This is a genomic window from Pseudomonas sp. MS646, from assembly GCF_036693845.1.
Taxonomy (GTDB): domain Bacteria; phylum Pseudomonadota; class Gammaproteobacteria; order Pseudomonadales; family Pseudomonadaceae; genus Aquipseudomonas; species Aquipseudomonas chlororaphis_E.
The window spans coordinates 1,923,596-1,939,815 of the sequence record NZ_CP144763.1; the positions used below are offsets into that span (position 1 = coordinate 1,923,596).

The 16,220-nt window shown below is 63.3% G+C and carries 18 protein-coding genes; 7 read left to right on the forward strand and 11 right to left on the reverse strand.

Annotated elements, in window-relative coordinates; translation table 11 throughout:
• Positions 1-2 precede the first annotated feature (2 nt).
• Both V3H56_RS08555 and V3H56_RS08560 read left to right on the forward strand, forming a co-directional pair.
• A complete protein-coding gene (locus tag V3H56_RS08555; protein ID WP_042731694.1) occupies positions 3-323 on the forward strand; it encodes a hypothetical protein in 321 nt (106 codons plus the stop codon).
• 72 nt (positions 324-395) lie between these two features.
• Positions 396-1,283, forward strand: coding sequence for a pseudouridine synthase (locus V3H56_RS08560; protein ID WP_338474456.1), 888 nt, complete (start codon positions 396-398; stop codon positions 1,281-1,283).
• 184 nt (positions 1,284-1,467) lie between these two features.
• On the opposite strand, the gene V3H56_RS08565 is transcribed toward V3H56_RS08560, so the two are convergent.
• Together V3H56_RS08565 and mobA are read right to left on the reverse strand one after the other, a co-directional pair.
• The gene (locus tag V3H56_RS08565) at positions 1,468-1,689 is read right to left on the reverse strand and encodes a YgdI/YgdR family lipoprotein (protein WP_003183689.1); all 222 of its coding nucleotides are present in this window, start codon (positions 1,687-1,689) and stop codon (positions 1,468-1,470) included.
• A 75-nt stretch (positions 1,690-1,764) separates the two neighbouring features.
• Positions 1,765-2,364, reverse strand: coding sequence for a molybdenum cofactor guanylyltransferase MobA (mobA, locus tag V3H56_RS08570; protein ID WP_338474457.1), 600 nt, complete (start codon positions 2,362-2,364; stop codon positions 1,765-1,767).
• Positions 2,365-2,442: 78 nt separating this feature from the next.
• Here mobA and moaB point away from each other — a divergent pair, with 78 nt between their 5' ends.
• Positions 2,443-2,982, forward strand: coding sequence for a molybdenum cofactor biosynthesis protein B (moaB, locus tag V3H56_RS08575; RefSeq protein ID WP_042731691.1), 540 nt, complete (start codon positions 2,443-2,445; stop codon positions 2,980-2,982).
• Positions 2,966-4,192, forward strand: coding sequence for a gephyrin-like molybdotransferase Glp (gene glp, locus V3H56_RS08580; protein WP_212803553.1), 1,227 nt, complete (start codon positions 2,966-2,968; stop codon positions 4,190-4,192). The genes moaB and glp overlap by 17 nt, the downstream gene beginning before the upstream one ends.
• A 57-nt stretch (positions 4,193-4,249) precedes the next feature.
• Here glp and V3H56_RS08585 read toward each other — a convergent pair whose 3' ends face one another.
• On the reverse strand, positions 4,250-4,558 hold the full coding sequence (locus tag V3H56_RS08585; RefSeq protein WP_259697626.1) for a hypothetical protein: 309 nt from the start codon (positions 4,556-4,558) through the stop codon (positions 4,250-4,252).
• A gap of 349 nt (positions 4,559-4,907) precedes the next feature.
• Between V3H56_RS08585 and yegS the strand changes: the two genes are divergently transcribed.
• Positions 4,908-5,825 carry a lipid kinase YegS gene (yegS, locus tag V3H56_RS08590; RefSeq protein ID WP_042730754.1) on the forward strand — a complete coding sequence of 306 codons (918 nt, stop codon included), beginning with the start codon at positions 4,908-4,910 and terminating at the stop codon, positions 5,823-5,825.
• Here yegS and V3H56_RS08595 read toward each other — a convergent pair.
• The 3 genes from V3H56_RS08595 to V3H56_RS08605 all read right to left on the reverse strand — a co-directional run bounded on the left by V3H56_RS08595 (position 5,809) and on the right by V3H56_RS08605 (position 8,025).
• Positions 5,809-6,468 carry a response regulator transcription factor gene (locus V3H56_RS08595; protein ID WP_042730755.1) on the reverse strand — a complete coding sequence of 220 codons (660 nt, stop codon included), beginning with the start codon at positions 6,466-6,468 and terminating at the stop codon, positions 5,809-5,811. The two genes, yegS and V3H56_RS08595, sit on opposite strands and share 17 nt — an antisense overlap.
• Positions 6,465-7,358 carry a sensor histidine kinase gene (locus V3H56_RS08600; protein WP_047737482.1) on the reverse strand — a complete coding sequence of 298 codons (894 nt, stop codon included), beginning with the start codon at positions 7,356-7,358 and terminating at the stop codon, positions 6,465-6,467. The genes V3H56_RS08595 and V3H56_RS08600 overlap by 4 nt, the downstream gene beginning before the upstream one ends.
• A 196-nt stretch (positions 7,359-7,554) precedes the next feature.
• Positions 7,555-8,025: a hypothetical protein gene (locus V3H56_RS08605; RefSeq protein WP_042730757.1), complete on the reverse strand. Its 471-nt coding sequence runs from the start codon at positions 8,023-8,025 to the stop codon at positions 7,555-7,557.
• A gap of 479 nt (positions 8,026-8,504) precedes the next feature.
• On the opposite strand from V3H56_RS08605, the gene V3H56_RS08610 reads away from it, so the two are divergent.
• Positions 8,505-9,428, forward strand: coding sequence for a chemotaxis protein CheV (locus tag V3H56_RS08610; RefSeq protein ID WP_042730758.1), 924 nt, complete (start codon positions 8,505-8,507; stop codon positions 9,426-9,428).
• 72 nt (positions 9,429-9,500) lie between these two features.
• On the forward strand, positions 9,501-10,310 hold the full coding sequence (locus V3H56_RS08615; RefSeq protein WP_042730759.1) for an MOSC domain-containing protein: 810 nt from the start codon (positions 9,501-9,503) through the stop codon (positions 10,308-10,310).
• A gap of 83 nt (positions 10,311-10,393) precedes the next feature.
• On the opposite strand, the gene V3H56_RS08620 is transcribed toward V3H56_RS08615, so the two are convergent.
• The 5 genes from V3H56_RS08620 to V3H56_RS08640 all read right to left on the reverse strand — a co-directional run bounded on the left by V3H56_RS08620 (position 10,394) and on the right by V3H56_RS08640 (position 16,201).
• Positions 10,394-10,678, reverse strand: coding sequence for a pyrimidine/purine nucleoside phosphorylase (locus tag V3H56_RS08620; protein WP_042730760.1), 285 nt, complete (start codon positions 10,676-10,678; stop codon positions 10,394-10,396).
• Between the two features lie 93 nt (positions 10,679-10,771).
• A complete protein-coding gene (locus tag V3H56_RS08625) occupies positions 10,772-11,314 on the reverse strand; it encodes an exonuclease domain-containing protein (RefSeq protein WP_042730761.1) in 543 nt (180 codons plus the stop codon).
• A 62-nt stretch (positions 11,315-11,376) separates the two neighbouring features.
• The gene (locus V3H56_RS08630; protein WP_338474458.1) at positions 11,377-13,350 is read right to left on the reverse strand and encodes an acetyl/propionyl/methylcrotonyl-CoA carboxylase subunit alpha; all 1,974 of its coding nucleotides are present in this window, start codon (positions 13,348-13,350) and stop codon (positions 11,377-11,379) included.
• Positions 13,351-13,390: 40 nt separating this feature from the next.
• On the reverse strand, positions 13,391-14,548 hold the full coding sequence (gene atuD / locus V3H56_RS08635) for a citronellyl-CoA dehydrogenase (protein WP_338474459.1): 1,158 nt from the start codon (positions 14,546-14,548) through the stop codon (positions 13,391-13,393).
• A gap of 36 nt (positions 14,549-14,584) precedes the next feature.
• Positions 14,585-16,201, reverse strand: coding sequence for an acyl-CoA carboxylase subunit beta (locus V3H56_RS08640; protein ID WP_338474460.1), 1,617 nt, complete (start codon positions 16,199-16,201; stop codon positions 14,585-14,587).
• Between the last annotated feature and the right edge of the window lie 19 nt (positions 16,202-16,220).

The window sequence follows — 16,220 nt, forward strand, 5'->3', positions numbered from 1 at the left end:
CCTTGGTCAATGTCGAACAACTGAAAAGCAGCGTAAACAGGATGTCCGCGGACGTTGTGCGCGAGGCGGTCCTGGAACTGCGCCTGGATGGCTTGGTCACCGAAGGCAAGACACCTTTCAATAAATTGCATTTCAACACCTGTTTCGCCGAGATCGAGGCGTTGTTCCAGCGTGCCGGCTATCACAAGCAACTGGATGTAGTGGGTTACCAGGGCTTGCTGTACGCATTGTACGACCCTGGTCGCTGGGAGGCGGTGGAGGTGTTGCGCTGGTTGAAGGAGTTCACCGAGGCGGCAGCCAAACCGGCGTCGGTCCCGGCCTGAAGCAATCATTGCTGGGCGGGCTTGCGCGACTGGCGGATAATACCGCCCTGCGAAAAGGCTCAAGAGTTTTCCATGGCTTCATCATTTTCCGCTGCACACCATCAGGCCAGCACGTTGTACCTGCCCCCGGGCTCCTGGCCGACGGTGCTGGAGTGCCTGTGCGAACATTTCAAGGCCATCAGCCGCGAGCAATGGCTGGACCGGATCGCTCGCGGGCGTGTGCTGGACGGGGAGGGCAACGCGATCCGTGCCGACCTGCCGTACCGTGAGGGCCTGCGCATCCACTATTTCCGTGAAGTGCCCGACGAGAAGCCGATCCCGGTGGTGGAGTCGATCCTGTACGCCGACGAACACCTGGTGGTGGCAGATAAACCACATTTCCTGCCGGTCACGCCGGCGGGCGAATATGTCGAGCAAACCTTGTTGCGGCGGCTGATCCGACGCCTGGACAATCCCCACCTGGTGCCGTTGCACCGAATCGATCGACACACTGCCGGCCTGGTGCTGTTTTCCGCCAACCCCGACAGTCGTTCGGCGTATCAAGCGTTGTTCCCCACCCGGCAGATCGAAAAGCACTACCAGGCCATTGCCCCGGCGCTGCCTGGGTTGAGCTTTCCCCGCGTGCATAAAAGCCGAATGATCGATGGCGAGCCGTTCTTTCGGATGTGTGAGGGGGCGGGCGAGCCGAATACTGAAACGGCCATCGAAGTCCTGGAGCGAAACGGCGAGCTGTGGCGCTATGGCCTGTCTCCGGTCACGGGCAAGAAGCACCAGTTGCGGGTGCACATGAATGCCCTTGGGGCGGGTATCTGCAACGATCCCTTTTACCCCGACGTGCTGCGGGATGTGGAGGACGATTACGCCAACCCGCTCAAGCTGCTGGCGCAGGGGCTGCGTTTTAACGACCCGCTGAGTGGTCAGGAGCGGGTGTTCGAGAGCCGTATTACGTTGCAGTGGTGAGCTGAGGCGGGGCTCTGGTCACAGGCTAAGTTGCCCTGATCGAAACTTTTCCGTTCACCACGGCTGCTTTCTCTAGAACGGTCCCATAAAAAAAACGGCGCTTGCCTTTGAAAAAAGGCAGGCGCCGGTTTTTTTGGTCAACAGCAATGCGCCGCTATTTCACAGCAGACGCCAGCGTCGAAGATTACAGATCCTTGACGGTACGAACCTGATCCTTGTTCACGCGGGTTTGCTTGCCATCCAGTTGCTCGAATTCATAGAAGCCGCTTTCTTCGTCGTACTTGGGTGTGTCGACGGCCTGGATTTCGCGACCGTCATTCAAGGTGATCACTGTTGGCGAGGCGCAACCGGCGAGGGTGGCGAGGCCCAGAGCAAGCATGAAAGTGGCGAGGGTCCGTTGAGTCATGGTGTTTCTCCGAAATGGATTCTTCAAGTTACTAACCCTCAGACGTATACAACGCGCGCAAGTTCCTGGCTAGTGTCAATCTGACACGCCTTTGTAACGGGTCAGTAATTCCGGCGTGTTCAGGTTGGCCAGCCGCGGGTCGTCGGCGGGGCATTGCAAGGCAACGGCGTGCAGCGTGCGCATGATCCGGCCGGGGCTGCGTTCGCCGTCGTGCCAGGCCCTCTCGAAGGTGTCGGCCAATGTCAGTGGGATGACGCACAGCAGCGGTTCCCAATGCTCGCCGTGCCGCACCATCAGCGGTTTGTCTGGGTGCTGGCTGGCCGCCCGGCGCATGCTGTCGAGCAGGCCGGCATCGATTTGCGGCACATCACACGGCAGCACCAGCAACTGTGCGTGTCGGGCCACCTTGAGGCCGGCGCGGATGCCTGCCAGCGGGCCGGGAAAGTCACCCTCGTCGTCATGCACCAGTTGGTCGGCGTACACCGCGTAGCGTGCCGGATTGCGGTTGCACGAAATGATCAGGTCGTCGCTTATCGCGCGGGTCTGGCGGTGGAGATGGGCAATCAATGGCTCGCCTTGCCACTCCAGCAGGCCCTTGTCCTGGCCGCCCATGCGTTGGCCGCGTCCGCCTGCCAGCAGCAGGATCGAGCAGGGGGGCAGGGGCGTGTTGGTCATGTTGTGTCTCCGCACGGGCGAATAAATGAAGCGCTGTGATATAACACCGGCCTGTTTCCCCTACAACTGGACGAGCCTATGAAAGCCAAGGCTGATGTACCTTTCGTGCCGCTCAATATCGCGGTGCTGACAGTCAGTGATACCCGTACCCTGGAAACCGATACCTCCGGGCAGGTCTTTGTCGATCGGCTGATGGCGGCCGGCCACAACCTGGCGGCGCGGGTCCTGCTCAAAGATGATTTGTACAAGATCCGCGCGCAAGTCGCGACCTGGATCGCCGAGGACGTGGTGCAGGTGGTGCTGATCACCGGCGGCACCGGGTTCACGGGGCGCGACAGCACCCCTGAAGCGGTCACGTGCCTGCTGGACAAGCAGGTCGATGGCTTCGGCGAGTTGTTCCGGCAGATCTCCGTGGCGGACATCGGCACCTCCACCGTCCAGTCGCGGGCCCTGGCCGGCCTGGCCAATGGCACGCTGGTGTGTTGCCTGCCGGGTTCCACCAATGCGGTGCGGACCGGTTGGGATGGGATCCTGGCTGAACAACTGGATGCACGGCACCGACCCTGTAATTTCGTGCCTCATCTGAAACAGGCGGCGCCGTGTGAATCCCGTGGGTAAACCGGGCAAGGCCGGGGCCTTGATGGCTGTCGAAGTGGCGTTGCAGCGCTTGCTCGACATGGCGGCAGCCGCGCCGATCGTCGAGCGCGAAACATTGCCGTTGGCTGCGGCACAGGGAAGGGTGCTCGCGCAGGACCTGGTGTCGACCCTTGATTTGCCGCCATGGCCCAACAGCGCCATGGACGGCTATGCCTTGCGGCTGGCGGACTGCAAAGACGAGCCGTTGGTGGTCAGCCAGCGGGTTTTTGCCGGTCAGGCCCCGGCGCCGCTGGCGGCCGGAACCTGTGCGCGAATCTTCACCGGGGCGCCTGTTCCTGCTGGCGCGGATTGCGTCGAGATGCAGGAAAATGCCGTGGTCGAAGCTGACGAGCGCGTTCGCTTCACCGAGCCCATGGTCATTGGCCAGAACATCCGCCCTCAGGGGCAGGAAACCACCGTCGGTGAGCAGGTTCTTGCGGCGGGTACGCGCCTGGGGCCGGTCGAACTGGGGTTGGCGGCATCCCTGGGGTGCGCATCGCTGGAGGTGGTGCGCAAGGTCCGTGTGGCTGTCCTGTCAACCGGCGACGAGCTGGTCGAGCCGGGCGAGCCACTGGGGCCGGGCCAGATCTACAACAGTAACCGCGTGCTGCTGTGTGGCTGGCTGCGAGGTCTGGGCTGTGAGGTGGTCGACGCGGGTATCCTGCCCGACGACTTGCCGACCACCCGTGAACGCCTGGCGCAGTTGTCGGATGTCGACCTGATCCTGTCCACCGGTGGCGTATCGGTGGGAGAGGCGGACTTCCTGGGCATTGCCTTGCGCGAGGACGGTGAGCTGGCGCTTTGGAAGCTTGCCATCAAGCCTGGGAAACCGCTCACGTTCGGGCACTACCGTGGCGTGCCGGTGATCGGCCTGCCTGGGAACCCGGCTTCGACTCTGGTGACGTTCGCGCTGTTGGCACGGCCTTATCTGCTCAGGCGCCAGGGTGTCGAGTCGGTGATGCCGCTCAAGTTCAAGGTGCCGGCCGGTTTCGCCTGGCCGAAGGCGGGCAGCCGACGGGAGTACTTGCGAGGCCGAATGGAGAATGGTCGCGCGATCATCTATCGCAACCAGAGCTCCGGTGTCCTGCGCAGCGCGGCCTGGGCCGAAGGGCTGGTCGAGGTGCTGGAAGGGCAGACCCTGGTCGAAGGCGACGAAGTGGGTTTCATCCCCCTGAGCGAAGTCCTCGGCTAGCGCCGTGCAGTGTCGTGGGGCCCGGGGCGGATACCCGGACCCTCGCTTGCATGGCCATTATCCCGTGAGCAGTGCTACCAGTTGGTCGAAGCGACTGTTGGCCACCCAGCCCAACAGACCGAGGACCACCGCCGCCGCGCCAGCCGAGTAGGCCAGCCTGTGGCGGATCACCCTGACGTCGGTGCGAATCTCATCCATGTCTTTGCGGATGTACTTGAGGTGGGTTTCCAGTTCTACGACGCGCGGTTCCAAATCAACTCCTCCAGTGGGATGACTGCAATGCTTGCAATCGTTTTGAGGGTCGGCCCGTCCGCTCCCAAAAGACGCGAGCTGTGGGGGCGACAGCTTGTATTCACGGCTATGCATGGGACGGTTCATCCCCTTGGCCATTACGTTCAGAACCCTTGATCCGGCCCCGACGGGCCGTGACGTATCTATTCATGGTCTGGCACTTCCTTGTGTGGTGATGAGCGTTTTACCGGTCTGGCAAAACAGAATGCCAAGTTGTCTCAATAGCGCTGGAGGGTCAATTGAGCTGATTCGCCGGGTCTTGTAAGAAAACTCTTCGAATGCAGAAGTATCGGTCGGGCCACCCCTGTGCATGGGGTTCGCTTGGGCAGTCGTTTGCGATTTTTCCATTAAATTGAGCCAGGCCGGGCTTTTTCGGCGCAATGAGTGGTCCCATTTGCTGAACCTTCCAATGACGGAGACGACGATGAGCAAGGGCAAGGCGCTGTTGATTTTGCATGGCAAGCAAGCGCTCAACGAAGAGGTTCGCGCGGCCGTGATGCTCAAGCGCGAGCAGGGGTGGGACCTGGCGGTGCGGTTGACCTGGGAGGCCGGGGACGCCCGACGATGCGTCGAGGAAGCCCTGGCGGCGGGCTACGAGCAATTGATTGCCGGCGGCGGTGATGGAACCTTGCGCGATATCGCCGAGGCGATGGCCCTCAATCCCGGCGATGCCAGCCTGGTGCTGATGCCGCTGGGCACCGCCAATGACTTTGCCCGCGCCGCCGGTGTGCCGCTGGAACCGGAACAGGCCCTGGACTTGCTGGACGTGGCGGCCCAGCCCGTTGACCTGGGCGAGGTCGGCGGGCGGATGTTCCTGAACATGGCCACGGGCGGCTTCGGCAGCCAGGTTACCGCCAACACGTCCGAAGACCTCAAGAAGGTCCTCGGAGGCGCCGCCTACCTGTTCACCGGCCTGTCGCGATTCAGTGAGCTGAGCGCCGCCTATGGCGAGCTGCAGGGGCCTGATTTCCATTGGGCGGGGGATCTGTTGGCGCTGGGCATCGGCAACGGCCGGCAAGCGGGAGGAGGGCATGTACTGTGCCCCGAGGCGTTGGCGGACGATGGGCTGCTGGATATCAGCATCTTGCCGGCGCCCCAGGAGGTGGTCGGCACGTTGAAGGACTTGCTGGCGGGCGGGCTGGGCATCGACAACATGTTCGTGCGCGCCCGCTTGCCCTGGGTGGAGATCAAGGTCGCCCAGGGCCTGGACATGAACCTGGACGGTGAGCCATTGCAGGTCGACACGCTGCGTTTCACGGTGCGCCCGAAGGCGCTGCGCGTGCACCTGCCGACCGATTCGCCGCTGCTGGGAGGCTCGACGGCACTCAATCGTCCAGGCTGATGATCTGCTCGCGTACCGCGAACAACACCAGGCCGGCGACGTCATGGATCTGCAGGCGCTTCATGATCTGCGCCCGGTGGGTTTCCACGGTCTTGATGCTCAGGCTCAGGCCGTTGGCGATTTCCCGGGTGGACTTGCCGCGCACGATCAACCGCAGTATTTCCAGCTGGCGCGCGGTCAGGTTATGGGTCTGGGCAGGTTCGGGCTGACGTTTCTGGACGCGGGTCAGCGCCTGGTTGATCACGGTATGGGCGATGGCCGGGCTCAGGTAACGCTCGTTCTTGCGCAGCGCTTCCAGGGCATGTTTCAGCTCATTGACGGTGGTGTCCTTGAGCAGGTAGCCGTGGGCGCCGCATTCCAGCGCCTGCATGATCAGCGCCGGATCCGTGTGCATGGACAGGATCAGTACCTTGCTGTGGGGGCGCACCCGCTTGAGTTGCTGCAAGGCTTCCAGGCCGCCGGTGTCCTTCATGGAGATGTCCAGCAACACGATGTCGGGCTCGAGCCGTTCCACCAGCTCCACCAACTGCTTGCCGTCGCTGGCTTCACCGATAACCGCGTAGCCTGGGATATCCATGACCAGGGCTCGTACGCCGGCCCTGATCAGGGAGTGGTCATCGACCAGAAGCAAATTACAGATCAATGGAGAACCTTATTCTTGCTGGCCCGTTCCAGGGCGCGGGGCGCCCAGGGGAAGCGTGCTTCGATGTGAGTGCCTTTGCCGGCCTCGCTAGTGACCTCGAGCGTGCCGCCCAGTTGCTCGACCCGCTCCGACATGCCGGCCATGCCGCGTTGGCCTTCGCGGCCAGGGTGGGTGGCCGGGGCGAACCCCTGGCCATCGTCGCTGATCAGCAGGGTGAGGCCATCCGGTAGGCGTTGTAGGCGCACCAGCAGGTTGGTCGCGCGGGAATGGCGCAGGATGTTGGTGACCGCTTCCTGGGTGATCCGGAACACGGCGACCGACATTTCTTCGGGAATGCCGGTCATGCGCTGTTGGCAATCGAGGCTCCATTTCACCGGCGCATTGGCCAGCGTCTTGAGCAGGTGCGCCCGCAGGCTGGCTTCCAGTCCCAGGCTGGCCAACTGCCTGGGGTTGAGGATCGCTGACACGTCGCGGACCTTGTCGAGGGTCTCGCTGAGGGTGTCGCAGAGGATGGCGCACTGGCCCTGCAACTCTTCCGGCATCCGCTGCTTGAGCCATTCGCTTTGCAGTTTCGCGGCGGTCAGCAGTTGGCCGATGTCGTCGTGCAATTCGCGGCTGAGTCGATGGCGTTCGTTTTCCTGGACTTCAAGCAAGCGGTCGGCCAGTTCCTGGGGCTGCAGCTTGATGGATTTGCGCGACAGTCGATGGCCGATCCAGACACAGGCCACGGCCACCAGGTTCAGCACCACCACGCTCAGCGGCAATGTATGGGCGAACAGGTAGGTCAGCAGGCAGCCCACGGCCGAGCAGACGCACAACAACAATGTGAAGCGGCGGGCATTTTCTCGGGAGGGAGGCCAGGTGATGAATGACTTGAGGCTGGCGTACATAGCGGATGGAGCCAATGATGTTCGCTGCGGGCTGGCCGGTCAGCGCATCTGACAGGCCGGGTTGGGTAAACGTTTCAGGTCGAGGGCCGCTTCGGTTGGCGGCCATGACGGCGCGGTCGTGAAGCGACTGACGCGAGAGATACTACCACTTCGCGCAACGTTGGTCGCGCTCGGCATCGCGCCGTCGGCATCGAAGTCAGGCTTGTTTCTGGGCGTAATGCACCAAGGCCAGTGGGCGCGAGGCAGCCAGCGCCTCGCAGGGGCTCTGGCCAACCTGGAAGGCAAAGGCTTCGATCAGCGAGGTCTGTTCGCTGCGATCCAGGCCCAGCGTGCCGGTGGTGTGATCGACCAGTTCCAGTTGCCAGGCCATCAGGGTGAAGCAGTCCTTCAAGGCGCACAGGGCCTGGTCATGCAGTTCCATGTGATTCTGCGCATGGCTGAGCAGGCCATGGATGTGCAGCGAGAATTCCGAAAGGGCTTCCAGGGCGAGGGCATTGGCCTTGCCTGCCAGTTTCAGCAAGGTACTGAGCATGCAGTCGATCGCATCCCTGTCATTGCTGATCAATTGCAAATGGCTCAGGCACTCTTCCGACTTGGCCAACAGCGTCTCGGCCTCGACCAGGAGTTCGGGCAGGCGCTCATTCCAGTTCCTGCGATCATTCGGCATGCTTATCTCCACAACATCATGTCAGGCGAAAGAAAACCGTGTACAGCGAACGGCTGGATCTCAAGGTCGACGACGGACACGCGCGCGGCATGAGGTCCGGGCCGATCAACGGCGACGAACCCGCAAACGATTGCACGGGTGGGCTCGGCTACAAGGCCGGAATCCGATGTCCTGGGGTCGCGCACAGAAGCCTGACTCCGTTCAGCAATGAGAATGGCGTCACATTAATGGCTATTGGATAGCGGGAATATCAGGTTGGACCTGATTGTGCCTAGGGGAATCCCTTAGGCAGCGGAACCTAATGCGCAAACCGAGGTCGCGCAGCGGGGAAAATAGCGAATGAAAATGCTGCGCCAGTAAAGCATGATGTTAATGTGACATCAATGCCCCGCGCTTGTATTTTATCAGGGGTCAAGATCCGGCGGACCCAGCCGATATCCCTTTCATTGGATTCATCCGAACAAGCCCAGGAGTCATCGATGGCCGGCATTCTCGACACAGTAGATCAACGAACCCAACTGGTGGGTGAGAATCGCCTGGAAATTCTCATGTTTCGCCTGGCGGGCCGGCAACTGTTCGCCATTAACGTGTTCAAGGTCCAGGAAGTGTTGCAACTGCCGAAGCTGACGCTGATGCCTCAGCGCCATCCCTTCGTCTGTGGCGTGGTCAATCTGCGGGGCCAGACGCTGCCGGTGATCGACCTGTCCCAGGCCATCGGTATGCGGCCGCTGGTGCCGGGTGCCAACAGCACCATCATCGTTACCGAGTACAACCGTTCGGTCCAGGCGTTCCTGGTGGGCGGCGTCGACCGCATCGTCAACATGAACTGGGAAGCGATCCTGCCACCTCCGGGCAGTGCGGGACGCGAGCATTACCTGACGGCCATCAGCAAAGTGGACGATCAGTTGGTGGAAATCATCGACGTGGAAAAGGTCCTGGCCGAAATCGTGCCGTACAACGCCAAGGTCTCCCGGGACAAACTCGAAGACCCGGTGCTGGAGCGTGCCCGTGGCCGCGAAGTGCTGCTGGTGGACGACTCCAATGTCGCGCTGTCGCAGTTGCGCGACACCCTGGGTCAGTTGGGGGTGAAGATGCACATCGCCAGCGATGGCTTGAAAGCCCTGAACATGCTCAAGGCCTGGGCCGATACTGGCGAGGTGATGACCGACAAGTTGCTGATGATCTTCACCGACGCCGAAATGCCGGAAATGGACGGCTACCGCCTGACCACCGAGATCCGCAACGATCCGCGGTTGCGTGGGCTCTACGTGGTGCTGCACACCTCGCTGTCCGGCAGCTTCAACGACTCGATGGTCAAGAAGGTGGGTTGCGACAATTTTCTCTCCAAATTCCAGCCGGACAAACTGGTGGATGTGGTACGCCAACGCCTGTCGCTTGACTGAGGTCGCTGGGTGGTTTGCTTCAACGGTCGGCTCGTATAAGGTGGCACTTTTTCGCCCCCAGGGAAGTTGACCATGTTGCGGCTGAGCGCGCTGTACCGTTATCCGTTGAAGTCCGGCAAGGGCCAGTCCCTGCAAGGGATTGGTCTGGACAAGCTCGGGCTGGACGGTGACCGGCGCTGGATGCTGGTGGACGAAGGCACGGGGCGTTTCCTGACCCAGCGGGCCGTGGCGAAGATGAGCCAGCTCTCGGCCTTGTGGAATGAGGCCGGTGGGCTGACGCTCAGCGCACCGGGCCATGGCACCCTCGACGTGGCGCTGCCGTCCACGGTCGAGGCGTCACTGCGCGGGGTGATCATCTGGCGCGACACCTTGCGGGTACCGGACGCCGGCGACGAGGCGGCCGCCTGGGTCAGTGCGTTCATTGGCAACCCCACGCGGTTGGTGCATGTGCCGGTGGAACTGGCGCGCACCACTGCCGCCGGTTATGGCAAGGATGACGACAAGGTCGCGTTTGCCGACGGTTTTCCGCTGCTGCTCATCGGCCAGGCCTCATTGCAGGACCTGTCCAATCGGGTCGGGCGTCCATTGGAAATGCTGCGCTTTCGCCCCAACCTGGTGGTCGAGGGCAGCGAGGCGTTTGCCGAGGATGGCTGGAAGCGCATTCGTATCGGCGACGTGGAGTTCCGGCTGGTCAAGCCATGTTCGCGTTGCATCATGACCACGGTCGATCCGCAAACCGGTGATCGCGACCCCAACCGCGAACCTTTCGCGACCTTGCAGCAATACCGCTCGACCCCTGACGGCGCGATGTTTGGCCAGAACCTGGTCAATGACGGCAATGGCCGGCTGGAAGTCGGCATGCCGGTTGAGGTGCTTGAGTAAGTATTGCGCTTGAAAAAAATGCCCGTGTCATTGGACACGGGCATTTTTGTTTCTCATACCGACACTCTGTGGCTGCTTGACGGTCAGCCGCGGTATTCACACAGGTAAGCGGTGTCGACGGCCACTTTGAGCTGGAACTTGCTGTCGGCCGGTACGTTGAACTGGCTGCCCGCCGCGAAGGTTTCCCAGTCGCTGCTGCCTGGCAGTTTTACGGTCAGGGCGCCGGAAACGACGTGCATGATTTCCCGCTGGGCCGTGCCGAATTCGTATTCGCCCGGTGCCATGACGCCGATGGTCGCAGGGCCTTCGGCAGTGCCAAAAGCGATCGACTTGACGGTGCCGTCGAAGTACTCGTTGACTTTAAACATGGGCGATTCCTCGAAAAAGGGGCTGAAAAAGGCCGGCCAGTATGCACAAGGCGTCGGTGTTCGTCATCTGCCGAGCGGGTTCGGGCTCGCCCCTCAACCCGGCAGTACCAATGGCAACAGCCGCGCGGTGTTGCGGGCATCCTCCAGCGCGCGGTGCTGTTGACCGCAGAATTGCAGGCCCGCCAGTTGCAACGCGGCATTGAGGCCCAGGGGGCGTTCCAGGCGACGGGCCTTGGCGAAGCGCTGCTTGAGGTTCATGTGCGGCAACTGGCCCAGCACGCTGTGCAGGTGTTGGTGCTGCCATTCCTGGAGCAGTTGCTTGCGGTCGTAGTCGCCCCAGCTGACCCAGCCTTCGAGGTTCGAATGATACGGCGCCAACCAGCGTTCGAATGCCGGCCAGACCTCGGTCAGCGGTGCGGCGCCGTCGATGTTGGCCTGGGTGATGTGGGTCAGTTCGCGACAGAAGGACGTGAGCAGCGGACGTCTCAAGGGGCGTACGAAGCGCTGGAAATGATCGACCTCACGCCCGTCACGATTCACCAGCGTGGCGCCGATTTCGATAATTTCCATTTCGGTTACCGGCCAGCCACCTTCATCGGTGGTGGCCTCCAGATCAATCACCAGCCAGTGAGGCATCGCAAGGTTCCCGGTATCGGCGTGCTGATGGCTTTGAGCGTAGTCAAACCCGGCGCATCCGCCTAGTGCGCTGTCTCGACTCGCAACAAAACCTGCTGCTGCCTGACCTGTTCGCCGGGCGCGACCTGCAATTGCCTGACCACTCCGTCGAAGCCCGCCTTGAGGGGGTGCTCCATTTTCATCGCTTCCAGCACCAGCAACAGCTGGCCCTGGCGAACCCGCGTGCCTTCGCTGACCAGCACCTCGACGATCGCGCCGTCCATGGGGGCCTTGAGCAGGCCGTCGCCAGGGGCGCTGGCGGCGGGCGTGATGGGGGCGCGGGTCCGGTCTTGCAGCGGCAGGCCACCGGGGCGGGTGAACAACCACAGATCGTTGCCGTCGAGGCGCCAGCGATGGCGTTGGCGAAGGCCATCGAGCATCAGCACGGCGCCAGACTGGTCGACCTCCAGCCATTTCAGTTCGACCGAGCGTTCGGCGCCGTGGATGCTCAGCGTCCCGTCGGGCCTGGCCAGCAGGTCCAGGGTCCAGTCGCGCTCGCCCATGCCGATCCGGTAACGCAGCGCCGAGCCGGCGTTGTTGCGCCAGCCGCCCAGGTCGGCGGCATGCCGGGCGCGGGCGCATTGATAGAACAGGGCCGTGGCGATGGCGAGTTGTTCGGCGGATGGCGTCGATGCCTGGAGGGCGACATGCCGGGCAAAGTGCTGCTCGATGAAACCGGTGCCGACGTCGCCGTCGATGAAGCGCGGATGCGCCAGCAACGCCGCCAGCAACCGCTGATTGCTCTGCACGCCCAGCAGTACGCAATCTTCCACTGCCCGCAGCAATCGGCGTCGGGCTTGCTCGCGGGTGGCGCCGTGGGCGATCAGTTTGCCCAGCATCGAGTCGTAGAACGGCGTGATGGCCTGGCCTTCCAGCAAGCCGTGGTCGATTCGCACGCCCTCGCCCGTGGGGGGCTCCCAGCCGATCAAGCGGCCGGTCTGCGGCAGGAAATCCGCCGCGGGGTCTTCGGCGTACAGGCGCACCTCCATGGCATGCCCGTCCAGTTGTACTTGGTCTTGGCGCAGCGGCAGGGGCAGGCCGGCGGCGATGTCCAGTTGCCAGGCCACCAGATCCTGGCCGGTGATCAGTTCGGTGACCGGGTGTTCGACTTGCAGGCGGGTGTTCATCTCCAGAAAGTAGAACCGACCGTCCGCGGCCAAGAGGAATTCCACGGTCCCGGCACCGACGTAGTCCACCGCACGGCCCGCCATGAGCGCCGCATTGCCCATGGCCTGGCGCAGTTCGGCGGTCATGACCGGGCAGGGCGCTTCTTCGATGATTTTCTGGTGGCGCCGCTGGATCGAGCAGTCCCGCTCGCCGAGGTGGATCAGTTGACCGTGGTGGTCGCCGAAAATCTGGATTTCCACGTGGCGCGGGTCGAGCAGTGCCTGTTCGAGGATCAGTTCAGCGTCGCCGAACCCGTGCAGCGCCTCGGCGCGAGCGACGCGCAGTTGTTCAGGCAGGTCCTCGGCCCGCTGCACCAGGCGCATGCCCCGGCCACCGCCACCGGCGCTGGCCTTGATCATCAGCGGGTAGCCGATGCGCGCGGCTTCCCGGCACAGGCTGTCGTCGTCCTGGGCTTCACCTTCATAGCCCGCGATGCAAGGCACGCCGGCGGCGAGCATGGCGATTTTCGAGCGGCGCTTGCTGCCCATCCGTTCGATGGCCTCGGGACTGGGACCGATGAACACGATACCGGCCGCCGCGCAGGCCCTGGCGAACCCGGCGTTTTCGGCGAGGAAGCCGTAGCCGGGGTGGATCGCATCGGCGCCGGTGCGCCGGGCCGCCTCTAGGATGGCCGTCGGATCCAGGTAGGACTGCTGGACCGAGGCCGGGCCGATCAGCACGGCCTCATCGGCCATGCGCACATGTCGCGCATCGGCGTCGGCTTCGCTGAACACCGCGACCGTGCGATAACCCTGGGCCTGGGCGGTGCGCTGGATCCGGCAGGCGATTTCGCCGCGGTTGGCAATGAGCAGTTTGCTGAAGACGGGCATGGGTTCTGTCCTGGGTTCTGCGGTGTCTGGTGGGCCGCTTTCAGTGCTGCTTGTCCGGCAACGTCCCCATGAGCTTGCACAGGATGCCCAGCATGATCTCGTCGGCCCCGGCGCCGATGGACACCAGCCGTACGTCGCGGTAGGCCCGGGCGACCGGGTTGTCCCACATGAAGCCCATGCCACCCCAGTATTGCAGGCAGCTGTCGGTGACTTCCCGGGCCAGGCGTCCGGCCTTGAGCTTGGCCATGGACGCCAGCCGGGTCACGTCCTGGCTGTTGATGTATTGCTCGGTGGCCTGGTAGACCAGCGCCCGCAGGCATTCGACCTCGCAGGCCAGTTCCGCCAGGCGAAAGTGGATCACCTGGTTGTCGATCAGGGCGCTGCCGAAGGTCTTGCGCTCACGGCAGTACTCGATCGTGCTGTCGATGCAACGCTCCATGCCCTTGAGCATGTTTGCCGCGCCGAACAGCCGTTCTTCCTGGAACTGCAGCATCTGCATCATGAACCCGGCGCCTTCCTGGCCGATTCGATTGCGTTGCGGCACGCGCACGTCATCGAAGAACACCTGGGCGGTCTGCGAGCTGCGCATGCCGAGTTTGTCCAGGGGCTCGCCGAGGCTGATACCGGGGCTGCGCATGGGCACCATGATCAGGGATTTGTTGTGGTGGGGCTTGTCGTCGGAGGTGTTGGCGAGCAGGCACATGAAGTCGGCGCTCGGGGCGTTGGTGATCCACATCTTGCTGCCGTTGATGAGGTAATCGTCGCCGTCCTTGCGGGCCGTGGTCTTGAGCCCGGCGACGTCGGAACCGGCGCCGATCTCGGAAACGCCGATGCAGCCCACCTGTTCGCCACGGATGGCCGGGCGCAGGAACTCTTCACGCAGCGCATCGGAGCCAAAACGCGCCAGCGCTGGCGTGCACATGTCGGTCTGTACGCCGATGGACATCGGGACGCCGCCGCAATGAATCGTCCCGAACGCTTCGGCCGCGACGATCGAATAGCTGTAGTCCAGGCCCATGCCGCCGAACTGTTCGGGCTTGGAGATGCCCAGCAAACCCAGATCGCCGGCCTTGCGCAAGACCTCGTGGATAGGGAACTGCCCGGCTTGCTCCCATTCGTCGACGTAGGGGTTGATGTCGCGCTCGACGAACTGGCAAACGCTACGCCGCAGTGCTTCATGTTCCTGGCTGAAGATCATTTTTTTGTTCTCCGTGGTCGCAAATCCATCACCGGGTCAGAAACGGGCCACGCCAAAGCTGTTGGCTTGCAGCGACCGCCGCTCGGCTTCGTGGCAGATGTCCAGCAGGTAGCCCAGCAGTGTGCGGGTGTCACGCGGATCGATGAGCCCGTCGTCCCAAAGGTGGGCGCTGCCGTAGAGGGCGCTGGACTGGCTGTCGAGTTTTTGCGCGGTGGTCTGTTCGAGCAGGTCCAGCATCTTCGGGTTGGGGCTCACGCCCTGCCTGATCTGCGTGGCCTCGGTGACGATGCGCAGCACCTTGCCGGCCTGGGCGCCGCCCATCACGGCCGTGCGGCTGTTGGGCCAGGCGAAGATGAAGCGCGGGTCCAGCCCGCGACCGCACATGGCGTAGTTGCCGGCGCCGTAGGAACCGCCCACCACGACCGTCAGCTTGGCCACCCGGGCATTGGCCACGGCCTGGATCATCTTGGCGCCATGCTTGATCACACCTTGTCGTTCCGATTCGGTGCCGACCATGAAGCCGGTGGTGTTGTGCAGGAACAGCAGCGGCGTGCGGCTCTGGTCGCACAACTGGATGAACTGCGCGGCCTTGCTGGCGCCCTTGGCGGTGATCGGGCCGTTGTTGCCGATCACGCCGCAGGCATGGCCGCGGATGTGCAGATGGCCGCAAACGGTTTGCGGGTCGAATGCTTGCTTGAACGCCAGGAACGCCGAGCCGTCGGCGATGCGGGCGATGATTTCCGCCACGTCGTAGGGCTTCTTCGGGTCGTCGGGCACCAGCCCCAGCAGATCGTCGGCGGGGTACAACGGCTCGGCCCAGGTCCGTTCGGGCGAGGGCGCCAGTTGCGCGTTCCAGGGCAGCAAGCTGAGGATCTCCCGGGCCAGGCGTATGCCGTCGGCATCGTCCTGCGCCAGGTATTCGGCGGTGCCTGCCACTTGCGCATGCATCTGCGCACCGCCGAGTTCCTCTTCGCTGGCGACTTCGCCCGTGGCGGCCTTGAGCAGCGGCGGCCCGGCCAGGAACAACCGCGCCTTGTCGCGCACCACCACCACGTAGTCCGACAGCCCCGGCTGATAGGCCCCGCCGGCGGTGGCCGAACCATGGACCACGGTGATCTGCGGCAGGCCCATGGCCGACATCCGTGCCTGATTGGCAAAGCAGCGCGCCCCTTCGACGAAGATCTGCGCGGCATAGTTGAGGTTGGCGCCGCCGCTTTCGGCCAGGGTGACCACCGGCAGTTTGTTTTCCATGGCGATCTGTTGCAGGCGCAGGGTTTTCTGCAAGCCGCTGGGGGAAATGGTCCCGCCCTTGATCGCGCTGTTGTTGACCACCACCAGCACCCGCACGCCGGACACATGGCCGATCCCGGCGATCAGGCCACCGCCGGCCTGGCTGCCATCCTTGTCATCATGGCGCTTGTAGCCGGCCAGGCTCGCCAGTTCGAGGAACGGCGCGCCGGGGTCCAGCAGCAGGTTCAGGCGCTGGCGCGGCAACAACTGGCCGCGCTGGTCGAAGGTGTCCTGGGCCTGGGCGGCTTTTTCCAGCACGGCCTGTTCAATCGCGCGCAGTTGCTCGACGCCCGCCAGCATGGCCGCGTGGTGGCGGGCGAAGTCGGTGCTGTGAGGGTCAAGCAGCGTTTCGATGACCGGCATGGACCGTTCTCCTTTTCGA

Bases quoted from the DNA above. Each gene is read 5' to 3' on its own strand.
- V3H56_RS08560 (WP_338474456.1), top strand. From the start codon at position 396: ATGGCTTCATCATTTTCCGCTGCACACCATCAGGCCAGCACGTTGTAC.
- V3H56_RS08600 (WP_047737482.1), bottom strand. From the start codon at position 7,358: ATGTACGCCAGCCTCAAGTCATTCATCACCTGGCCTCCCTCCCGAGAA.
- V3H56_RS08605 (WP_042730757.1), bottom strand. From the start codon at position 8,025: ATGCCGAATGATCGCAGGAACTGGAATGAGCGCCTGCCCGAACTCCTG.
- V3H56_RS08585 (WP_259697626.1), bottom strand. From the start codon at position 4,558: ATGCATAGCCGTGAATACAAGCTGTCGCCCCCACAGCTCGCGTCTTTT.
- V3H56_RS08610 (WP_042730758.1), top strand. From the start codon at position 8,505: ATGGCCGGCATTCTCGACACAGTAGATCAACGAACCCAACTGGTGGGT.
- V3H56_RS08615 (WP_042730759.1), top strand. From the start codon at position 9,501: ATGTTGCGGCTGAGCGCGCTGTACCGTTATCCGTTGAAGTCCGGCAAG.
- moaB (WP_042731691.1), top strand. From the start codon at position 2,443: ATGAAAGCCAAGGCTGATGTACCTTTCGTGCCGCTCAATATCGCGGTG.
- atuD (WP_338474459.1), bottom strand. From the start codon at position 14,548: ATGATCTTCAGCCAGGAACATGAAGCACTGCGGCGTAGCGTTTGCCAG.
- V3H56_RS08625 (WP_042730761.1), bottom strand. From the start codon at position 11,314: ATGCCTCACTGGCTGGTGATTGATCTGGAGGCCACCACCGATGAAGGT.
- V3H56_RS08565 (WP_003183689.1), bottom strand. From the start codon at position 1,689: ATGACTCAACGGACCCTCGCCACTTTCATGCTTGCTCTGGGCCTCGCC.
- V3H56_RS08630 (WP_338474458.1), bottom strand. From the start codon at position 13,350: ATGCCCGTCTTCAGCAAACTGCTCATTGCCAACCGCGGCGAAATCGCC.
- V3H56_RS08620 (WP_042730760.1), bottom strand. From the start codon at position 10,678: ATGTTTAAAGTCAACGAGTACTTCGACGGCACCGTCAAGTCGATCGCT.
- mobA (WP_338474457.1), bottom strand. From the start codon at position 2,364: ATGACCAACACGCCCCTGCCCCCCTGCTCGATCCTGCTGCTGGCAGGC.
- V3H56_RS08640 (WP_338474460.1), bottom strand. From the start codon at position 16,201: ATGCCGGTCATCGAAACGCTGCTTGACCCTCACAGCACCGACTTCGCC.
- yegS (WP_042730754.1), top strand. From the start codon at position 4,908: ATGAGCAAGGGCAAGGCGCTGTTGATTTTGCATGGCAAGCAAGCGCTC.